Origin of the sequence: Sphingomonas sp. SUN039 (genome assembly GCF_024758725.1) — a bacterium.
Lineage (GTDB): Bacteria > Pseudomonadota > Alphaproteobacteria > Sphingomonadales > Sphingomonadaceae > Sphingomonas_O.
In genome coordinates this window covers 935,413-951,333 of sequence record NZ_CP096972.1, presented here as the reverse complement: position 1 = coordinate 951,333, position 15,921 = coordinate 935,413, and the positions used below count along the sequence as shown (strand labels likewise).

Below are 15,921 nucleotides of genomic sequence, written 5' to 3'. Positions count from 1 at the left end.
TCGCCCCCATCAGAACGACTGCTGCAGGCGGCTGTATAGCTGGCGTGCGGGGCTGGCCGCCGGCAAATCGTCATCGAGACCCGATTCGAGCCGCGCCACGCGGGTATAAAGCGCAATGCTGGCATCGACGAAGCGCCGTGCCTCGGCAGGCAGCCGGGCAAGCGTTTCGGCATCGCTGTCCACCGCCCCGCCCAGCCGTCGCGATGGCTCGCGCGCGCCGTCCGCCGACAGTTCGCCCACCTCGACTGCGCGCTGGGTCAGCAGCCAGGCAATGACGTGCATCAGGCGCGTCGTCACCTTCAGCGATTCGCAGCTGAACAGCACCCGGTCCATCGGATCGAGCGAATCGCGGGTATCGCGCCCGATATCGTCGAAATACGCACGCACTTCGTCGGCGAGCAGCATGGCCTCTGTATACAGGCCGTCGATCAGGCGGTTGGCAAGCATTGCGCTCCCCATGCCACAGGCGGCGCTGCGGTAAAATTGCTATTCAGGGTAAACGGCGGATGCAAAGCTCAGGCGATGATATCCGGGATCAGCCGCGATTCGAACGATGCGATTTCGTCGCGCAGGCGCAGTTTGCGCTTTTTGAGGCGCGCTAGCCGCAGCTGGTCGGGTGCACCCGCATCGCGCAGCGCGGCAATCGCTTCGTCGAGATCGCGATGTTCGAGCTTCAACGCGTCGAGGCGTTCGATCAGGTCGCGGTCGTTCACCGGCGCGACGCTACATTGCCGGGTGGCGTCCCTCAACGGTCAAATCGCTTGATAGCGTGCGAGCAATCGTTCGTCGTTCAAGATGCGATTTTTACGAGACAAACGCCCGCGTCCATGATTGTATGTCGATCCCAAGCCGAAGGAGACACGGGCCATGGCCACCGCGCATGTTTCTTCCCTGACCGCCAAGCACGCCGATATCGAAGCGCGCCTCGACGACGAGCAACGCCGTCCGCGCCCCGACACCGTGCTGATCGCGTTGTTGAAGAAACAGAAGCTGCGGCTGAAGGAAGCGATTTCGACCGGTTGAACCGGCCTACGCTTCAGCGGATCGCCAGTCCCGGGCGGCGTCCGACCGGTGCTTTCAGATAGTCGGGCAGGTCGATTTTCGTCGATGTCGTGGCGCGGGCCAGACGCGGGTCGATATCCTCGTCGAAGGCGACGCCGGCGCGTCCCGGCGACGCCCAGGCGATCCGCCCGTCGATCTCGCCGATACCGCGCAATTCAGCCACCACGGGCGTCCCGGGAACAGGATCGTTGGCGACGTCGATCATCATGCCGCCAGCCGACAAATTGCGGACGCGCGTCGAAAACGGCTTACCGCTCTCGATCGTCACGGTCGCGCTGAGGAAAAGGCTATCGCGCTTTTCCTGCCGCTGGCCCTGTTCGCTATCCACCATCATCGACCCGAGCTATCCCTTTATGCACTTTGACAAGGGTGTAGGGCCGAATTGTCGCCAAATTGTAAACAGGGGTGCTGCAGCTGCTCGAACGACTATTCGTCGCGCGAGACCTTTTCATTGCGCTCGTGGCGTTCCTGGGCCTCGACGGTCATTGTCGCAATCGGGCGCGCCTCCAGCCGACCCAGCGAAATCGCCTCGCCGGTGACTTCGCAATAGCCGTATTCGCCCTCTTCGATCCGGCGCAGCGCGGCGTCGATCTTGGAAATCAGCTTGCGCTGCCGGTCGCGGGTCCGAAGCTCGATCGACCAGTCGGTCTCGCTAGATGCGCGGTCGGTGACATCGGGCTCGCGCAGCGGCTCGTTCTGCAACGTCGCCAGCGTATCGAGCGATTCGCGCAGGATCGCTTCTTTCCAGTCGATCAGCTTTGCCCTGAAATAGGCAAGCTGCTTGTCGTTCATAAAGGGTTCGTCCGCCGAGGGGCGGTAGTGCGTGTCGTTTGCGTTCGCGCTCACATGCCCACCCGATTGCTGTCCGAATCCCGACGTGTCCAATGCCGTCGCCATCCCGATCTCCATTGACGGTCCCGTCCCGCCCGTAACCGGCGTTCGGATGCAGACCCGTTCGTTGGCGCGGCCTATAGACAGCGGCCCGAGGCGGCACAAGCACGCGACCCGAAATGAAAATTTAGGTTACGAAAACAAGGTTTGAGGGGCAAAACAGCCCCTAAATGAAACATTAACCGTGATCGTTGGCGCAAGATGTGGGAAAAGGCGCTAATCGGGTGCCGAATATGGGTTAACCGGGTTGCGGACTGTGAATTATCGCCGCACTCCTCGCCTTCTGGACAGTCCCGGTCACACATGTTGTCGCCGGAACAGCCTTTGATGAACAGGACGATATTATGTCGGTGAAGATGGCTCTTGCCAAACTGTGCGTCGCGGCCTGCGGCGGTGCGATTGTCGGCGGTGGTGCGATGCATGTCGCCAGCCAGCCCGATGCGCGCCCGGCGAGCGTCTACAAGACGAAAAAGGGCAGCGCCGTCCGCGTAGCGCGCGTCCATCACGTCAAGCCGACACGCATCGTCAAGCGCGTTCGCCGCGTTGTGATGGCCTCCTCGGGATGCGCGATGCGGACCTCGCAAGTTATCGGCGGCAAGCGCCGCATGGTCATGACGCGCGTACCGTGCGGCACGACGCGCACGGTCACCACGACAGTGACCGGCGGCGGGATGCCGATGCCCCCGATGGCACCGCGTGAAGCGGCCTTTGCCGGTGGCGGCGGTGGCGCAGTCCCGATCGTTGTCGGCGGTTCGGGCGGCGGCGGTTTCGGCGGCGGCTTCTTTGCAGGTGGCTTCTTCGGCGGTTCGGGCGGGGGCGGCGGCAGTGTTGTCGTATCGACCACGACCGGCGGATCGTCCTCGACATCGAGCGGCGGTTCGGGCGGTAGTTCGACATCGACTGGCGGTCTCTCAACCACCGGAGGATCGACTTCGACCTCAACCGGTGGCGTGTCGAGTACTACTGGCGGTGTTTCGAGCACATCGTCCACCAGCGGCGGGTCGTCCTCGACGAGCGGCGGATCGACGTCGAGTTCGACGTCGACCGGCGGTCTGTCATCGACCACGACCAGCTCCACCGGCGGGTCTTCGTCGAGCGGCAATGTTTCTTCCTCGTCGTCGGGCAATGTCTCTTCGTCGTCCTCAGGCAACGTCAGCACGAGTTCCTCGACCAGCAGCTCGTCGAGCGGCAATGTGACGTCGAGTACCTCAAGCGCATCGAGCGGGAATGTGACGTCGAGCACCTCGACCAGCAGCAGCACCTCGTCCTCGACGAGCGGCAGCACCTCGTCAGGCATCACGAGCAGCGGCACGAGTGGAGATCCGGGTGGTCCGAACCCGGTGCCTGCACCGCCGATGGTCGTGCTGTTCGGTTTGGGCGCAGCGGGTCTCGTCGCCCGCAGCCGCTTCGCCAAGCGCAAGACCGCCTGAACCAGCGACCGGAGGTTGCAAGCGTGCTGGCCCGACGCCATAGCGCCGGGCCATGCATGACATCCGCCTGATCCGCGAAGACCCTGCCGCCTTCGACGCAGCGCTCGCGCGCCGCGGGGTCGCCGCCGCGTCGGAAACGCTCCTCCAGCTCGATACGATCCGCCGCGCGCGCATGACGATGGCCGAACAGGCCGTTGCCGAGCGCAATCGCATCTCGACCGCGATCGGGCCGCTGACGGGCCGGATGAAAGCGGCGAGCGATGCCGGCCGCCCTGCCCTTGCTGCCGAAATCGAGGCATTGAAGGCGAAGCTGGGCGACAAGGCCGAGATCGAACGACTGGAGCGCGAAGCGGCGGACACCGGTGCGCAACTGGACGCTATGCTTGCTGCCCTGCCGAACCTGCCCGATGCCGAAGTTCCCGATGGCGCGGACGAGGCGGGCAATGTCGTTGTCAGTGAGGAGGGACGACGTGCGGCCTTTGCCTTTGCGCCGCGCGAGCATTTCGACTTCGGTCCGGCGCTGGGCCTCGATTTCGAGACGGCACAGACGGTCTCCGGTGCGCGTTTTGCCTATCTGCGCGGCCCCGCTGCACGGTTGTCGCGGGCGCTGGGGCAGTTCATGCTCGACGTGCACACGCGCGACTTCGGCTATGAGGAAGTCGCGCCGCCGGTGCTGGTCCGCGACGAGGCGATGTTCGGGACGGGGCAATTGCCCAAATTCCGCGAGGATTCGTTTCAGACGACCGACGGGCGCTGGCTGATTCCGACGTCCGAGGTCAGCCTGACCAATCAGGTGCGCGAGCGCATCCTTTCCGACGCGGACCTGCCGATGCGGTTCACCGCGCTGACGCAATGCTTTCGATCAGAAGCGGGGTCGGCAGGCCGCGACACGCGCGGGCTGATCCGCCAGCACCAATTCGAGAAAGTCGAACTGGTGTCGATCACGACGCCAGAAGAGTCCGTTGCCGAACATGAACGCATGACGCTGGCGGCCGAGGCGATCCTCGACCGCCTCGACCTGCCCTATCGCCGGATGCTGCTGTGCGCGGGGGATATGGGATTCACGGCGAAGAAGACCTACGACCTCGAAGTCTGGCTGCCCGGGCAGAACGCCTATCGCGAGATTTCGTCCTGTTCGAACTGCGGCGACTTCCAGGCACGGCGGATGAACGCGCGCTATCGGGTTACCGGCGAGAAAGGCACGCGCTTCGTCCATACGCTCAACGGATCGGGTGTCGCGGTTGGGCGCGCGCTGGTCGCGGTGCTGGAGAATTACCAGCAGGACGGCGGCGCCGTGCATGTGCCCGAAGTGTTGATCCCGTACATGGGCGGCGCGACGCGGCTGGTGCCCTGATGCGGATATTGCTGACCAACGACGACGGCATCCACGCGCCGGGGCTGGCGGTGCTGGAGGCGATTGCCCGCACGCTAAGCGACGACATCTGGATCGTTGCCCCGCAGGAGGAGCAATCGGGTGCGGGGCACTCGCTGACGCTCAGCCGCCCGGTGCGGGTCCGCAAGCATGACGAGCGCCGGTACTCCGTCAGCGGCACGCCGACCGATGCGGTCATGATGGCGCTGGGGGTCGTGATGGGAGAGGCCAAGCCCGATTTGATCCTGTCGGGCGTCAATCGCGGCGCGAACCTGGCCGAGGACGTCACCTATTCGGGCACGGTCAGCGCGGCAATGGAAGGCACGCTGGCGGGCTATCGCTCGATTGCGCTCAGCCAGGTTTATGCGCGCGAGGGGATGGGCGACACCGTGCCCTTCGCCGCTGCCGAGGCGTGGGGCGAACGCGTGCTGCGTCCGCTGATCGCCGCCGACATGCCGCCGCGCACTCTAGTCAACGTCAACTTTCCTGCGCTCGCCCCCGAGGCTGTGCACGGCGTGAAGGTGGTCGAACAGGGATTCCACGATTACGGGCGCGCGCGGATCGTGAAGGGCACTGATCCGCGCGGCTATCCCTATTACTGGTTCGGGCTGGGCGCGACGCAGGAGACACCGGGGCACGCCACCGATCTGGAAGCGATTGCCGAGGGGTTTATCACGGTCACTCCGCTGCACCTCGACCTTACCCATTATGGCTCCATTCCGACCCTTACCGAAGCGCTTTCGGGCTGCTAGGCTCTCTCTCGTGAGCGGGGGTCGAACACAGCTGGCGGTTCTTGCCGCGACGATGGCGCTGGGCGGGTGTATCCCGCCGGGCACCGTCGCCCCCGCCGCGCCGCCGCCGCCCCCGGTCGCACAGACGCGCCCCGATAGCCCGCGCCTCGATCTCGACCTCAGCCAGTTGAAGGACGAACGTCCGATCTGGGAAATGCGCCCCGTCACCGCGCGCGCCGTCACCGAAAACGGGAAACGCGTGCATGTCGTGGCGGCGGGCGAGACGGGCATTGCCATCGCGCGCGCCTATGGCCTGCCCTGGCCCCGCATTGTCGAAGCCAATGCGCTCGCCGAACCCTTCGTCCTTCGCGTCGGGCAACGGCTGCTTCTCCCCGGCGATGCCGCCGCGACCGCCGCGATGTCGCCCGAAGCCCGCGCCGCCGCCTTCCAGATCGGTATCGACGATCTCGTTACCGGCAGCGAACCGGCACGCGTCGCGACGGCACCCGCCGTTCGCCCCGCGCCGGTCCAGACGGCATCGTCGACGCAATTTCTCTGGCCGCTGACCGGCACGATCATCAGCCGCTTTGGCCCGCAGGGCAGCGGCCGCGTCAACCAGGGCATCGATATCGGTGCCGCGCCGGGCGCAGGCGTCCGCGCCGCCTCGGCAGGCACGGTCGCCTATGTCGGGACCGGCGTCCCCGGCTATGGCGGCCTCATCCTCCTTCGCCACGACGGCGGCTGGATCAGCGCCTATGGCCGGATTGCGGGCGCGGGCGTGGCCAAGGGCGATACCGTCCGCGCCGGACAGATGCTCGGCAAATCGGGCGGCGAGCCGCTCCATTTCGAACTCCGCCGCGCGCGGGTGCCGGTCGATCCGGTCAAATATCTGCCGGGGCGTTAAGTCGCCTCGAACATCTCGACCGGCATCGACATCATGCTTTCGGCCCCTGCCTCCAGCTTGCGGCGCAGCGCGCCGGTATCGGGCATGATCCGTTCGGCATAGAATCGCGCGGTTAACAGCTTCGCGTTCAGGAACGCTGAGTCGCCCTCGCCGGCTGCCAGCAGCCGCTGTGCCGCGCTCGCCATCCGCAGCCACATCAGGCCGACGGCGACAATGCCCATCAGGTGCATGTACGGCACCGACGCCGCGCCGGCATTGTCGGGGTTGGCAAGCCCGTTCTGCATCAGCCACATCGTCGAGGCCTGAAGGTCGCCGGTCGCCTTTTCGAGCCGTCCGGCAAAGTCGGCGAGTTCGGGCACTTCCTTGGCGACCGCGATTTCCTGCGCGAGTGTGGCGAAGAACAACTGCACCCCGCGCCCGCCGTCCTTGGCGAGCTTGCGGCCGACCAGATCGAGCGCCTGAATGCCGTTGGTGCCTTCGTAGATCATCGCAATCCGGGCATCGCGGACGTACTGCTCCATGCCCCATTCGGCGATATAACCGTGACCGCCATAGACCTGCTGGCTGGTCGTCGCGATCTCGTAACCCTTGTCGGTGCCATAGCCCTTGATGACGGGCGTCAGCAGCGACAGCAGATCGTCGGCGTGCTGGCGCTCCTCCTCTGTCTGCGCGGCGTGGATGAGGTCGCCCTGCAACCCGCCCCACAGGACGAGCGCGCGCAACCCCTCGGTCAGCGCCTTGGCTTCCATAAGCATCCGGCGGACGTCGGGATGGACGAACAGCGTGTCGGCCTTTTCGCCGGGTTCCTGCGTGCCGGTCAGCGCGCGGCCCTGACGCCGGTCCTTGGCATATTGGACCGCGTTTTGCCGCGCGACTTCGGCAATGCCGAGGCCTTGAAGGCCGACGCCGAGGCGCGCGTGGTTCATCATGATGAACATAGCCTGCAAGCCCTTCATCTCTTCCCCGACCAGATAGCCGGTCGCTCCGTCAAAATTCATGACGCAGGTCGAATTGGCGTGGATGCCCATTTTGTGTTCGATCGACCCGCAACTGACGCCGTTGCGCGCGCCCAGGCTGCCGTCGTCGTTGACGAGGAACTTGGGTACAATAAACAAGCTGATCCCCTTGACGCTGTCGGGCGCGCCGGGAGTTTTTGCCAGCACCAGATGGATGATGTTCTCGGTCAGGTCGTGTTCGCCCGACGAGATGAAAATCTTGGTGCCGGTGATCGACCAGTTCCCGCCGGCATCCGGCTCGGCGCGCGTCTTGATGAGGCCCAGATCGGTGCCGCACTGCGGCTCGGTCAGGTTCATCGTCCCGCCCCATTCGCCCGCGACCATCTTGGGGACGTAGGTCGCCTTTTGTGCGTCGCTGCCCTTGGCGAGGATCGAACTGATCGCACCCGCTGTCAGGCCTGGATACATGCCAAACGCCATGTTCGCCGAACTCAGGAACTCGGTGAACGCCGTCGAGACGACATGCGGTAGCCCCTGCCCGCCAAATTCCTCGGGCATCGACAATGTGCCCCAGCCGTTTTCGGCATATTGCTTATAGGCTTCCTTGAACCCCTTTGGCGTCGTCACCGATCCGTCGGGATGCCTTGTGCACCCTTCCTGATCGCCCGACAGGTTGAGCGGGAACAGCACCTCCGCGACGAACTTGCCGCCTTGTTCGAGCACGGCCTCGACAGTGTCGGGCGTCGCGTTCTCGAAACCGGGCAGATTCGAATAGCGGTCGAGCCCGATGACATGGTCGAGAATAAAGCGCGTGTCGCGCACGGGGGCGGTGTATTGGGGCATCGTTGCGTCCTTAAATCCGTTCAGTGCGCGTCGTGTTCGGCCGCCTGGACCATTTTTACGAAGCGGTTGAGTTCATCCATATGCGCGTCGATGTCGTTGCGCTGACGTTTGAGCAGGTCGATCCGCGACAGGCATTTTTCGATGGTAACGTGACGCTGTGTCGCCCGCCCGTCGCCGACATCGTAGAGGTCGATCATCTCGCGGATATCGGCAAGGCTGAACCCGACGCGTTTCGCCCGCAAGATCCACGCCAGCCGCGCCCGATCGCGCTTGGTATAAATGCGCGTGGTTCCGCGCCGGACGGGTGCGATCAGTCCCTCGTCTTCATAGAAGCGCAGCGCGCGCGCGGTGACCCCGAATTCCTCCGACAGGTCGGAAATCGAATATTGGTGCCGGTCGCGGAAATCCGGCGTTTCGATGGTCGCGTGCGATCCGGTCTGGTCCATGTGTGGAATGCTAGTTGACGTAAACGTAAAGTGCAAGCGACAGCGTTGCGATCCTCACGGCATCTGATACCTCGACCGATACCGTGCCACTCCCGTGAAAGTGTCGGCAATGCTAATCCAGACAAGCGCAAATCTGAAACCCGCGTTGCGCACGCTGCCGGGAACGCCTGTGGCTGCGCTCGACGCCGACGGCAATCTCGTCGGCGCCGGACTTCGCCTCGACAGCAACCCCGAAAAGCACAACGGAGATGTGCAGCGGTTCAACCATATCCTGCTCGACAATTCAGAGCGGATCGGATCGGCGGCGAACCTGCTGTCATCGGGATTGGACTTGGCGGCATTTTACCAACCTGACGTCGCGGACGGCATGGCGAAGGGCGGTGCCGTCATCGCTCTGATGGCAAACGGCCTGGCACTCGCGCATGCCATCGACAAGAGCGATACGCGGGCGATTACAATTGCAACGATCAAGACCGGTGCCGATGCCCTCGACCTGATCGAAAAATCCGGCGTTCTCGGCAGCATTCCGGCGCTGCACGGTGCGGTACTTATCCTGAAATCGGGCAGCGCAGCCGTCGAAACCTTTTATCCGAAACCTGCGGGAACCTGATCAACCGGAAACGAGGCTGCCCCGTTCGATCTTGCGATAGAAACAACTCCGCTCCCCCGTGTGACACGCCGGCCCTGCGGACTCCGCCTTGATCCACAGCGCGTCCTGGTCGCAATCGATGCGGAGTTCGACAACCCGGAGGACATTTCCCGATTCCTCGCCCTTGCGCCACAACCGCTCCCGGCTGCGCGACCAGAAATGCGCTTCGCCGGTCGACTGGGTCAGCGCCAGCGCTTCGGCGTTCAGGTGCGCGACCATCAGCAGGTCGCCGGTCGTGGCATCGGTGACGACACCGGTCACAAGGCCGTTCGCGTCCCATTTGGGGTCGAGCACAGTTCCGGTTTCTCGCGGATCGGCCACGGCAAATTTTCCTGTTACAAAAGCGAGACAGCGGGCGCGCTTGTCCCTATAGGCCCGCCATCCGACCCCGACAACGGACCCACGCCAGTGCTGACAACGAACCCGTTCGAGGACGACAAGCTCCGCGAGGAATGCGGCGTATTCGGCGTTTGGGGGTCCGAATCGGCTTCCGCGCTGGTTGCGCTCGGCCTTCACGCGCTCCAGCATCGCGGACAGGAAGCAGCCGGGATCAGCTCGTGGGACGGGCACCAGTTTCATACCCACCGCGCGATGGGTCATGTCGCGGGTAATTTCGACCGCGACGACATTATCCGCGCGCTGCCGGGCAGCATGGCGTGCGGCCATGTCCGCTATGCAACCACGGGCGAGACAGCGCTGCGCAACGTCCAGCCGCTCTATGCCGACCTCGCCTCGGGCGGGTTCGCCATCGCGCACAACGGCAATGTCTCGAACGCCATGGCGATCAAGCGCGAACTGGTCCGGCGCGGGTCGATCTTCCAGTCGACCAGCGACACCGAGGTGTTCATCCACCTCGTCGCGACCAGCACCTATCGTACCCTGCTCGACAAGTTCGTTGACGCGCTGAAGCAGGTCGAAGGGGCCTATTCGCTGGTCTGCATGACGACCGAGGGGATGGTCGCGTGCCGCGACCCGCTCGGCATCCGGCCGCTGGTGATGGGCGAGCTGAACGGCGCGACGATTTTCGCGTCGGAGACGGTAGCGCTCGATGTCGTCGGTGCGACCTATGTCCGCACCGTCGAGCCCGGCGAACTGGTGATCGTGACCGCATCGGGCGTGCGTTCGGTCAAGCCCTTCCCCGCCGCGCATGCCCGCCCCTGCATTTTCGAACATGTCTATTTCAGTCGTCCCGACTCGATCGTCGCCGATTCGGCACAGGGCCTGAGCGTCTATGATGTGCGAAAGGCGATCGGCGCGCAGCTCGCCATCGAGAACCCGGTCGAAGCAGATCTGGTCGTGCCGGTGCCGGATTCGGGAACGCCTGCCGCCATCGGCTATGCCCAGCAATCGGGTATTCCGTTCGAACTCGGCATCATCCGCTCGCATTACGTCGGGCGCACCTTCATCCAGCCGGGCGATCAGGTCCGCCACCTCGGTGTCAAGCTGAAGCACAATGCCAACCGTGCGCTGATAGCGGGTAAGCGGGTGGTGCTGGTCGATGACAGCATCGTACGCGGCACGACGAGCCTGAAGATCGTCCAGATGATGCGCGATGCGGGCGCAAGCGAGGTCCATCTGCGAATCGCGTCGCCGCCGACCCGGCACAGTTGTTTCTACGGGGTCGATACACCCGAGCGGACCAAGCTGCTGGCGCACAAGCTCGACGTCGGCGGGATGCAGGATTTCATCCATGCCGATTCGCTTGGTTTCATCAGCATTGACGGCCTGTACCGTGCGCTCGGCGAGACGCAGCGCGCTGACATCCGTCCGCAATATTGCGATGCCTGCTTTACCGGCGACTATCCGACGCGGCTGACCGATCAGGACGACAGCGCGGTGGAGGACCAGTTCGAAATGCTGGCGGAGCGGGTGGTTTGAGCGAGGGGAAACTGGCGCTCGTCACGGGTGCTTCACGCGGAATCGGTGCGGCAACAGCAGAGGCATTGGCGGCGAACGGCTATCATGTCGTGCTGACCGCCCGCACAGCGGCAGGTCTCGAAGAGGTCGAGAACCGCATCCACGACGCCGGCGGTAGCGCGACGATTGCGCCGATGGACCTGACCGACGGCGACTCGATCGGGCGTCTGGCGACGGCAATTGCGGGTCGCTGGGGTGCGCTCGACGCACTCGTCCTCAACGCCGCGATGCTCGGGACGCTGACGCCGGTACCGCATATCGACCCCAAGGAGTTTTCGCGGGTGATGACGCTGAATGTCACCGCCCAGGCGACGATGATCGCCGCGTTCGATTCCATGCTGCGGGCGTCGAAGGATGCCCGGGTTATAGGCGTGACGTCCAGCGTCGGAGCGACGCCGCGTGCCTATTGGGGTGCCTATGGAGCGTCCAAGGCCGCGTTCGACACGCTGCTCGGCAGCTATGCCGACGAAACCAGCGGGCGGGTCAAGGTCGCCATCCTCGACCCCGGTGCGACCCGCACGGCGATGCGTGCACGCGCCTATCCCGGTGAAGACCCGGCGACGCTGAAAGGTCCGGAAGTCGTCGCGGCGCGCCTTGTCGGGCTGTTGCGCGACGGGTTCGAAAGCGGCGAACGGATTGTCGTTAACCAGACCGGGTAAGATTCGCGTAACTTGCGGGGCGCAGGGTCGAAGCTGAGATCGAAGGGGAAAAACGGCATGACCTTGTCTCTCGTAAACGACAGCTACACTCAGGCAGCGCAAGAGGATCGCTGCGCGCCGCGCATCGTGCTCAACATCCCGGCGATGCTGCGCCCGTCGGGGTCGAGCGCTTTTCCGACCAATTTGATCGACCTGTCGATCGGCGGGTTTGCCGCCCAGGCGGTAACAGGGATGCGCGCGGGGAGTCTCTGCTGGCTGACCATCGGCCCGTTCAAGGGGCTTCAGGCCGAAGTCGTGTGGAACGACGGCCAGGTCGTCGGCTGCGCGTTCGCGAACCTGCTCAACCCGGCGGTGTTCGATTCGATTATCAACGCGCGCTAAGCGTTACCGCCCTGCGTCGACCGCTGCCTGTACGGCCTTGTAGAACCGCTCGCGCTCGGCCCCGACCGTATCGGGGTCGGTCGCCTTGGGCCAGTTTCCGTTCGACGCGATAACGAGCTTGCGCTTCGGGTCGATGAAAATCCCCTGCCCGAAAATGCCCTGCGCGGCAAAGCTGCCATCGTCGTTCGTCCACCATTGATAGCCGTAACCGCGTCCCGGTTGGCCGATGTCGGCCTGCTTGGTGGTCGCCGCCGCGAACCAGCCGTCGGGCACCGTGCCCGGCCCGCCTTCGAGAACGAACTGGCCGAAACGCGCATAATCGCGCAGTCGCGCCGAGAGACAGCAGCCGCTGATCTCATGGCCTGTATCGCCCAAAATCCAGAAGGCGTCGGCCTCCATGCCAAACGGCTTCCACACCTTATCGGACAGATAGGCGCTCAGCGACTTCCCCGTTGCGCTCGACACGAGCACGCCGATCAAATTGGTCTCGCCGGTTTTGTAGACCCATTTCGTACCCGCAGGCGCCTCGCGGGTCAGCTTTTTCATATAGCTTACGGTGATATCCTCGCCGGGCACCGGCTTTTGCAGCGCGAATTGCGCGACGTCGGATTTCGGGTCGGCGTAATCCTCGTTCCATTTCACGCCCGACGTCATGGTCAGCAGCTGTTTGACCGTTACGTCGTCATACACGGAACCGCGCAGGGTCGGGATGTACTGCGTCACCTTGTCGTCGAGGCTCTTGATATAGCCATCCTTCACCGCTGCACCGACCAGCGTAGACGTGAAGGATTTCGCGACCGAAAAACTCGTCCAGCGCCCCTGCGGGCTATAACCGAGCGCGTATTTTTCGAAGCGTATCTTGTTGTCCTGAATGACGATCAGTCCCGCTGAACGCTGGCTTTTCATGTAAGCGTCGATGTCGATCGGCAGTTTCAGCGGCACCCCTTGGCCAAAAGCAAGGATCGACCCGCCAGCGGGGATGCCGCGCACGGTTGCCAGCTTTTCGAGCGCGCGAAAGCCGTTATCGCGCTGGTCTTGCGTCCAGAAGAGCACATTCTTGTCCTTCGGCAGGTCGCTGTAGAGTTTGATCGTATCGCACGCGCCGAGCAGCATTGCCGCGCCGAGTATCGCCAGTCCGAACCGCCTCATGCCTTGCTCTCCCGGTACGCCTCCAGGGCGCGCTCGCGTCCTTCGCGATGTCCGACTAGCGGTTTGGCATAAGTGGCAGGGGCAACACCAGCGCCGTGCGGATCGTGGATCGTCGCATCGGGCAGCTTAGCAAGCTCTGGCACCCATTTGCGGATGTAATCGCCCGCGTCGAACTTTTCCGACTGGCTGAGCGGCGCCATGATGCGGACGAACATGTTCGAATCGACGCCCGACCCCGCTGTCCACTGCCAGTTGACCGCGTTCGATCCGTAATCCGCGTCCACGAGCGTGTCCCAGAACCAGCGCTCGCCGCGCCGCCAGTCGATCAGCAGGTGCTTCACGAGGAACGACGCGGCGATCATACGGACGCGGTTGTGCATCCATCCCGTCGCCCAGAGTTCGCGCATGCCCGCATCGACGATGGGGTAGCCGGTCTGGCCCTTGGTCCAGGCCGCAAAGTCCTTGTCGCTGCGCCGCCACGCGATCCGGCCGATGTCGTCGCGCGCACTCTTCGTGCCGTAATCTGGGAACTGGTCGATGGTGTTGGCGGCATAGTCGCGCCAACCGATCTCGCGCAGATAAGGCTCGCCCTTCGCGCCGACCTTTTTCGCAACATGATGCCACACCGTCGCGGGCGAGATTTCGCCGAAGTGCAGGTGCGGCGACAGGCGCGAGGTGCCCGCCTCCGATGGCATGTTGCGCGCGCGGTCATAGTCACCGACGACGTCGAGGAAGGTGCGGAACGCGGCCTTTGCGCCGTCCTCGCCCGGCGTCCAGACATCGAAGCCGGTCGCCCAATCGGGTTCGACCGGGAGCAAGTGCCAGTCGTCGAGCTTGTCGCTCTCCGCCGTTACCGTCTCGATTCTTTCAGGGACGGGCAAGGGCTTCGCGGGCGGCATCCGGTCGAGCAGCGCGCGCCAATAGGGCGTGAAGATTTTGTAACGCCCGCCCCCGCCGGTGCGGATGCTGTCCGGGTGCGCGAGGTAATTGCCGTCGTGAAGCGTCAGCCGCTCCCCGAGTTCGCTGTCGGTCCGCTGCCACCATGGCTCATAGGCGCGCGTAGCGTGGATGTGCATCGCGCCGGTTTCGGCCATGACCGCTTCGAGGACGGCAAGGCTGTCGCCGCGGCGCAGCACCAGCTTGCCGCCGAGGCTCGCGTCGAGCGCAGTCAGGCTGTGATGCAGCCACCACCGTTGCGCGCCGCCGATGGCGTTATCGCCGGGGGTGGTGTCATCGAGGATGTAGAGCGGAACGATCTTGCCCGCCGCAACCGCTGCGGTGAGCGCGGGATTGTCGGCGAGGCGGAGGTCTTGGCGGAACCAGAGGATGGCGGTCATCTAGTTCCTCCCCGGCACGGGGAGGTGGCAGCGAAGCTGACGGAGGGGGTTCTCGACGTGCAGCGAACCAAGTGTGGCGAGCCCCCTCCACCACTTCGTGGTCCCCCTCCCCGTTCCGGGGAGGAATTCAGATGACATGCTCTTCCTTGTCCACCTGCCATGTCTGCCCCTTGGCGATCAACGCGGCGAGGTCGGGGGTCTTGCCTTTGGCCGCTGCCGCGTTCTGCGCGACGACGGCGCTTTCGAAAGTCGGCGCGGGGCTGTCGTAGATGACGCCGAGCGCGACGGGAAAACTGCCGAGCGGCAGTTCGACGAGCAGATGCGCGAGCATCCGGTTCATGACGTCATGGACCTGCACGCCCGCCGCCGCCCAGTCGCCATCGACCACATCGACGATCTCGAACGACAGGGTGTCGCGGTTCAGCCGCAGCCCCTTGGTGCCGCCGTCGAACAGCATCGGCTCGCCATGCGACAGCCACAGCTGGCCGGTCGCAGCATTCGCCTTGTCGGTGAACGGCGCGAACACGTCGTCGTTATAGACGATGCAGTTCTGGTAGATTTCGACAAAGGCCGTGCCCTTGTGCGCGTGCGCGGCCTTGAGCACTTCGGGCAGGCGTTTGTGGACGTCGATGCCGCGCGCGATGAAGCGTGCGCCCGCGCCCAGCGCAAACGCGCAGGGACTGGCCGGACGGTCGACCGAGCCAAACGGGGTCGAGGGGCTGCGCGTCCCCACCCGCGACGTCGGCGAATATTGCCCCTTGGTCAGACCGTAGATCTCGTTGTTGAACAGCAGCACCTGGCAGTCGAGGTTACGCCGCAACAGGTGCATAGTGTGGTTGCCGCCGATCGACAGCGCGTCGCCGTCGCCGGTGATGATCCACACATCGAGCTCGGGATTGGCGAGCTTCACCCCCGTCGCGACTGCCGGTGCGCGGCCGTGGATCGTGTGGAAGCCATAGGTTTCCATGTAATAGGGGAAACGCGACGAGCAGCCGATGCCGCTGACGAACACCGTCTTTGCCGGGTCCGCGCCGATCTCGGGCATGGTGCGCTGCACCGCCTTCAGCACGGCATAGTCGCCGCAGCCGGGGCACCAGCGGACTTCCTGATCGGTCTCCCAGTCCTTGGGGGCCGAGGCGCGGATGGAGGTGATGGCGTTCATGCGGGGAGCCTAATTGAAGCGAAAGGTTAGTA

At 64.4% G+C, this 15,921-nt stretch carries 19 protein-coding genes; 8 read left to right on the top strand and 11 right to left on the bottom strand.

Annotated elements, in window-relative coordinates:
• Positions 1 to 9: 9 nt before the first annotated feature.
• Together M0209_RS04675 and M0209_RS04670 are read right to left on the bottom strand one after the other, a co-directional pair.
• A complete protein-coding gene (locus M0209_RS04675; RefSeq protein WP_258887135.1) occupies positions 10 to 459 on the bottom strand; it encodes a DUF1465 family protein in 450 nt (149 codons plus the stop codon).
• 56 nt (positions 460 to 515) lie between these two features.
• Positions 516 to 713, bottom strand: a complete 198-nt coding sequence (locus M0209_RS04670) for a YdcH family protein (RefSeq protein WP_258887134.1) — start codon at positions 711 to 713, stop codon at positions 516 to 518.
• A gap of 154 nt (positions 714 to 867) precedes the next feature.
• On the opposite strand from M0209_RS04670, the gene M0209_RS04665 reads away from it, so the two are divergent.
• Positions 868 to 1,023, top strand: coding sequence for a DUF465 domain-containing protein (locus M0209_RS04665; protein ID WP_258887133.1), 156 nt, complete (start codon positions 868 to 870; stop codon positions 1,021 to 1,023).
• A 13-nt stretch (positions 1,024 to 1,036) separates the two neighbouring features.
• Here M0209_RS04665 and M0209_RS04660 read toward each other — a convergent pair whose 3' ends face one another.
• From M0209_RS04660 to M0209_RS04650, 3 genes are all read right to left on the bottom strand, one after another.
• The gene (locus M0209_RS04660; RefSeq protein WP_258887132.1) at positions 1,037 to 1,396 is read right to left on the bottom strand and encodes a PilZ domain-containing protein; all 360 of its coding nucleotides are present in this window, start codon (positions 1,394 to 1,396) and stop codon (positions 1,037 to 1,039) included.
• Positions 1,397 to 1,488: 92 nt separating this feature from the next.
• Positions 1,489 to 1,959 (bottom strand): RNA polymerase-binding protein DksA, encoded by a 471-nt coding sequence (gene dksA, locus M0209_RS04655; protein ID WP_408988180.1) that lies wholly within the window; start codon positions 1,957 to 1,959, stop codon positions 1,489 to 1,491.
• A gap of 496 nt (positions 1,960 to 2,455) precedes the next feature.
• The gene (locus M0209_RS04650) at positions 2,456 to 3,367 is read right to left on the bottom strand and encodes a hypothetical protein (protein ID WP_258887131.1); all 912 of its coding nucleotides are present in this window, start codon (positions 3,365 to 3,367) and stop codon (positions 2,456 to 2,458) included.
• 68 nt (positions 3,368 to 3,435) lie between these two features.
• On the opposite strand from M0209_RS04650, the gene serS reads away from it, so the two are divergent.
• The 3 genes from serS to M0209_RS04635 are packed head-to-tail and all read left to right on the top strand — an operon-like array spanning position 3,436 to position 6,390.
• Positions 3,436 to 4,737 (top strand): serine--tRNA ligase, encoded by a 1,302-nt coding sequence (serS, locus tag M0209_RS04645; protein ID WP_258887130.1) that lies wholly within the window; start codon positions 3,436 to 3,438, stop codon positions 4,735 to 4,737.
• A complete protein-coding gene (gene surE, locus M0209_RS04640; protein WP_258887129.1) occupies positions 4,737 to 5,507 on the top strand; it encodes a 5'/3'-nucleotidase SurE in 771 nt (256 codons plus the stop codon). The genes serS and surE overlap by 1 nt, the downstream gene beginning before the upstream one ends.
• 10 nt (positions 5,508 to 5,517) lie before the next feature.
• Positions 5,518 to 6,390: a M23 family metallopeptidase gene (locus M0209_RS04635; RefSeq protein WP_258887128.1), complete on the top strand. Its 873-nt coding sequence runs from the start codon at positions 5,518 to 5,520 to the stop codon at positions 6,388 to 6,390.
• Here the strand turns inward: M0209_RS04635 and M0209_RS04630 are convergent.
• Both M0209_RS04630 and M0209_RS04625 read right to left on the bottom strand, forming a co-directional pair.
• On the bottom strand, positions 6,387 to 8,189 hold the full coding sequence (locus M0209_RS04630; RefSeq protein WP_258887127.1) for an acyl-CoA dehydrogenase C-terminal domain-containing protein: 1,803 nt from the start codon (positions 8,187 to 8,189) through the stop codon (positions 6,387 to 6,389). The two genes, M0209_RS04635 and M0209_RS04630, sit on opposite strands and share 4 nt — an antisense overlap.
• Before the next feature lie 20 nt (positions 8,190 to 8,209).
• Positions 8,210 to 8,635, bottom strand: coding sequence for a MerR family DNA-binding transcriptional regulator (locus M0209_RS04625; protein ID WP_258887126.1), 426 nt, complete (start codon positions 8,633 to 8,635; stop codon positions 8,210 to 8,212).
• Positions 8,636 to 8,744: 109 nt separating this feature from the next.
• Here M0209_RS04625 and M0209_RS04620 point away from each other — a divergent pair, with 109 nt between their 5' ends.
• On the top strand, positions 8,745 to 9,245 hold the full coding sequence (locus M0209_RS04620) for a hypothetical protein (protein WP_258887125.1): 501 nt from the start codon (positions 8,745 to 8,747) through the stop codon (positions 9,243 to 9,245).
• Here the strand turns inward: M0209_RS04620 and hisI are convergent, their stop codons facing one another.
• A complete protein-coding gene (gene hisI / locus M0209_RS04615) occupies positions 9,246 to 9,605 on the bottom strand; it encodes a phosphoribosyl-AMP cyclohydrolase (RefSeq protein WP_258887124.1) in 360 nt (119 codons plus the stop codon).
• Between the two features lie 87 nt (positions 9,606 to 9,692).
• Between hisI and purF the strand changes: the two genes are divergently transcribed.
• From purF to M0209_RS04600, 3 genes are read left to right on the top strand one after another with little or no spacing between them, the layout of a single operon-like run.
• Complete coding sequence (purF, locus tag M0209_RS04610; protein WP_258887123.1) at positions 9,693 to 11,162, top strand: amidophosphoribosyltransferase; 1,470 nt, start codon at positions 9,693 to 9,695, stop codon at positions 11,160 to 11,162.
• Positions 11,159 to 11,860, top strand: a complete 702-nt coding sequence (locus M0209_RS04605) for an SDR family NAD(P)-dependent oxidoreductase (protein ID WP_258887122.1) — start codon at positions 11,159 to 11,161, stop codon at positions 11,858 to 11,860. The genes purF and M0209_RS04605 overlap by 4 nt, the downstream gene beginning before the upstream one ends.
• 57 nt (positions 11,861 to 11,917) lie before the next feature.
• A complete protein-coding gene (locus M0209_RS04600) occupies positions 11,918 to 12,241 on the top strand; it encodes a PilZ domain-containing protein (RefSeq protein WP_258887121.1) in 324 nt (107 codons plus the stop codon).
• Between the two features lie 3 nt (positions 12,242 to 12,244).
• Here the strand turns inward: M0209_RS04600 and M0209_RS04595 are convergent, their stop codons facing one another.
• The 3 genes from M0209_RS04595 to M0209_RS04585 all read right to left on the bottom strand — a co-directional run bounded on the left by M0209_RS04595 (position 12,245) and on the right by M0209_RS04585 (position 15,889).
• A complete protein-coding gene (locus M0209_RS04595) occupies positions 12,245 to 13,390 on the bottom strand; it encodes a serine hydrolase (protein WP_258887120.1) in 1,146 nt (381 codons plus the stop codon).
• Positions 13,387 to 14,727 carry a deoxyribodipyrimidine photo-lyase gene (locus M0209_RS04590; protein ID WP_258887119.1) on the bottom strand — a complete coding sequence of 447 codons (1,341 nt, stop codon included), beginning with the start codon at positions 14,725 to 14,727 and terminating at the stop codon, positions 13,387 to 13,389. Before M0209_RS04590 ends, M0209_RS04595 begins: the two co-directional genes overlap by 4 nt.
• A gap of 127 nt (positions 14,728 to 14,854) precedes the next feature.
• Positions 14,855 to 15,889 carry a 2-oxoacid:ferredoxin oxidoreductase subunit beta gene (locus tag M0209_RS04585; protein WP_258887118.1) on the bottom strand — a complete coding sequence of 345 codons (1,035 nt, stop codon included), beginning with the start codon at positions 15,887 to 15,889 and terminating at the stop codon, positions 14,855 to 14,857.
• Between the last annotated feature and the right edge of the window lie 32 nt (positions 15,890 to 15,921).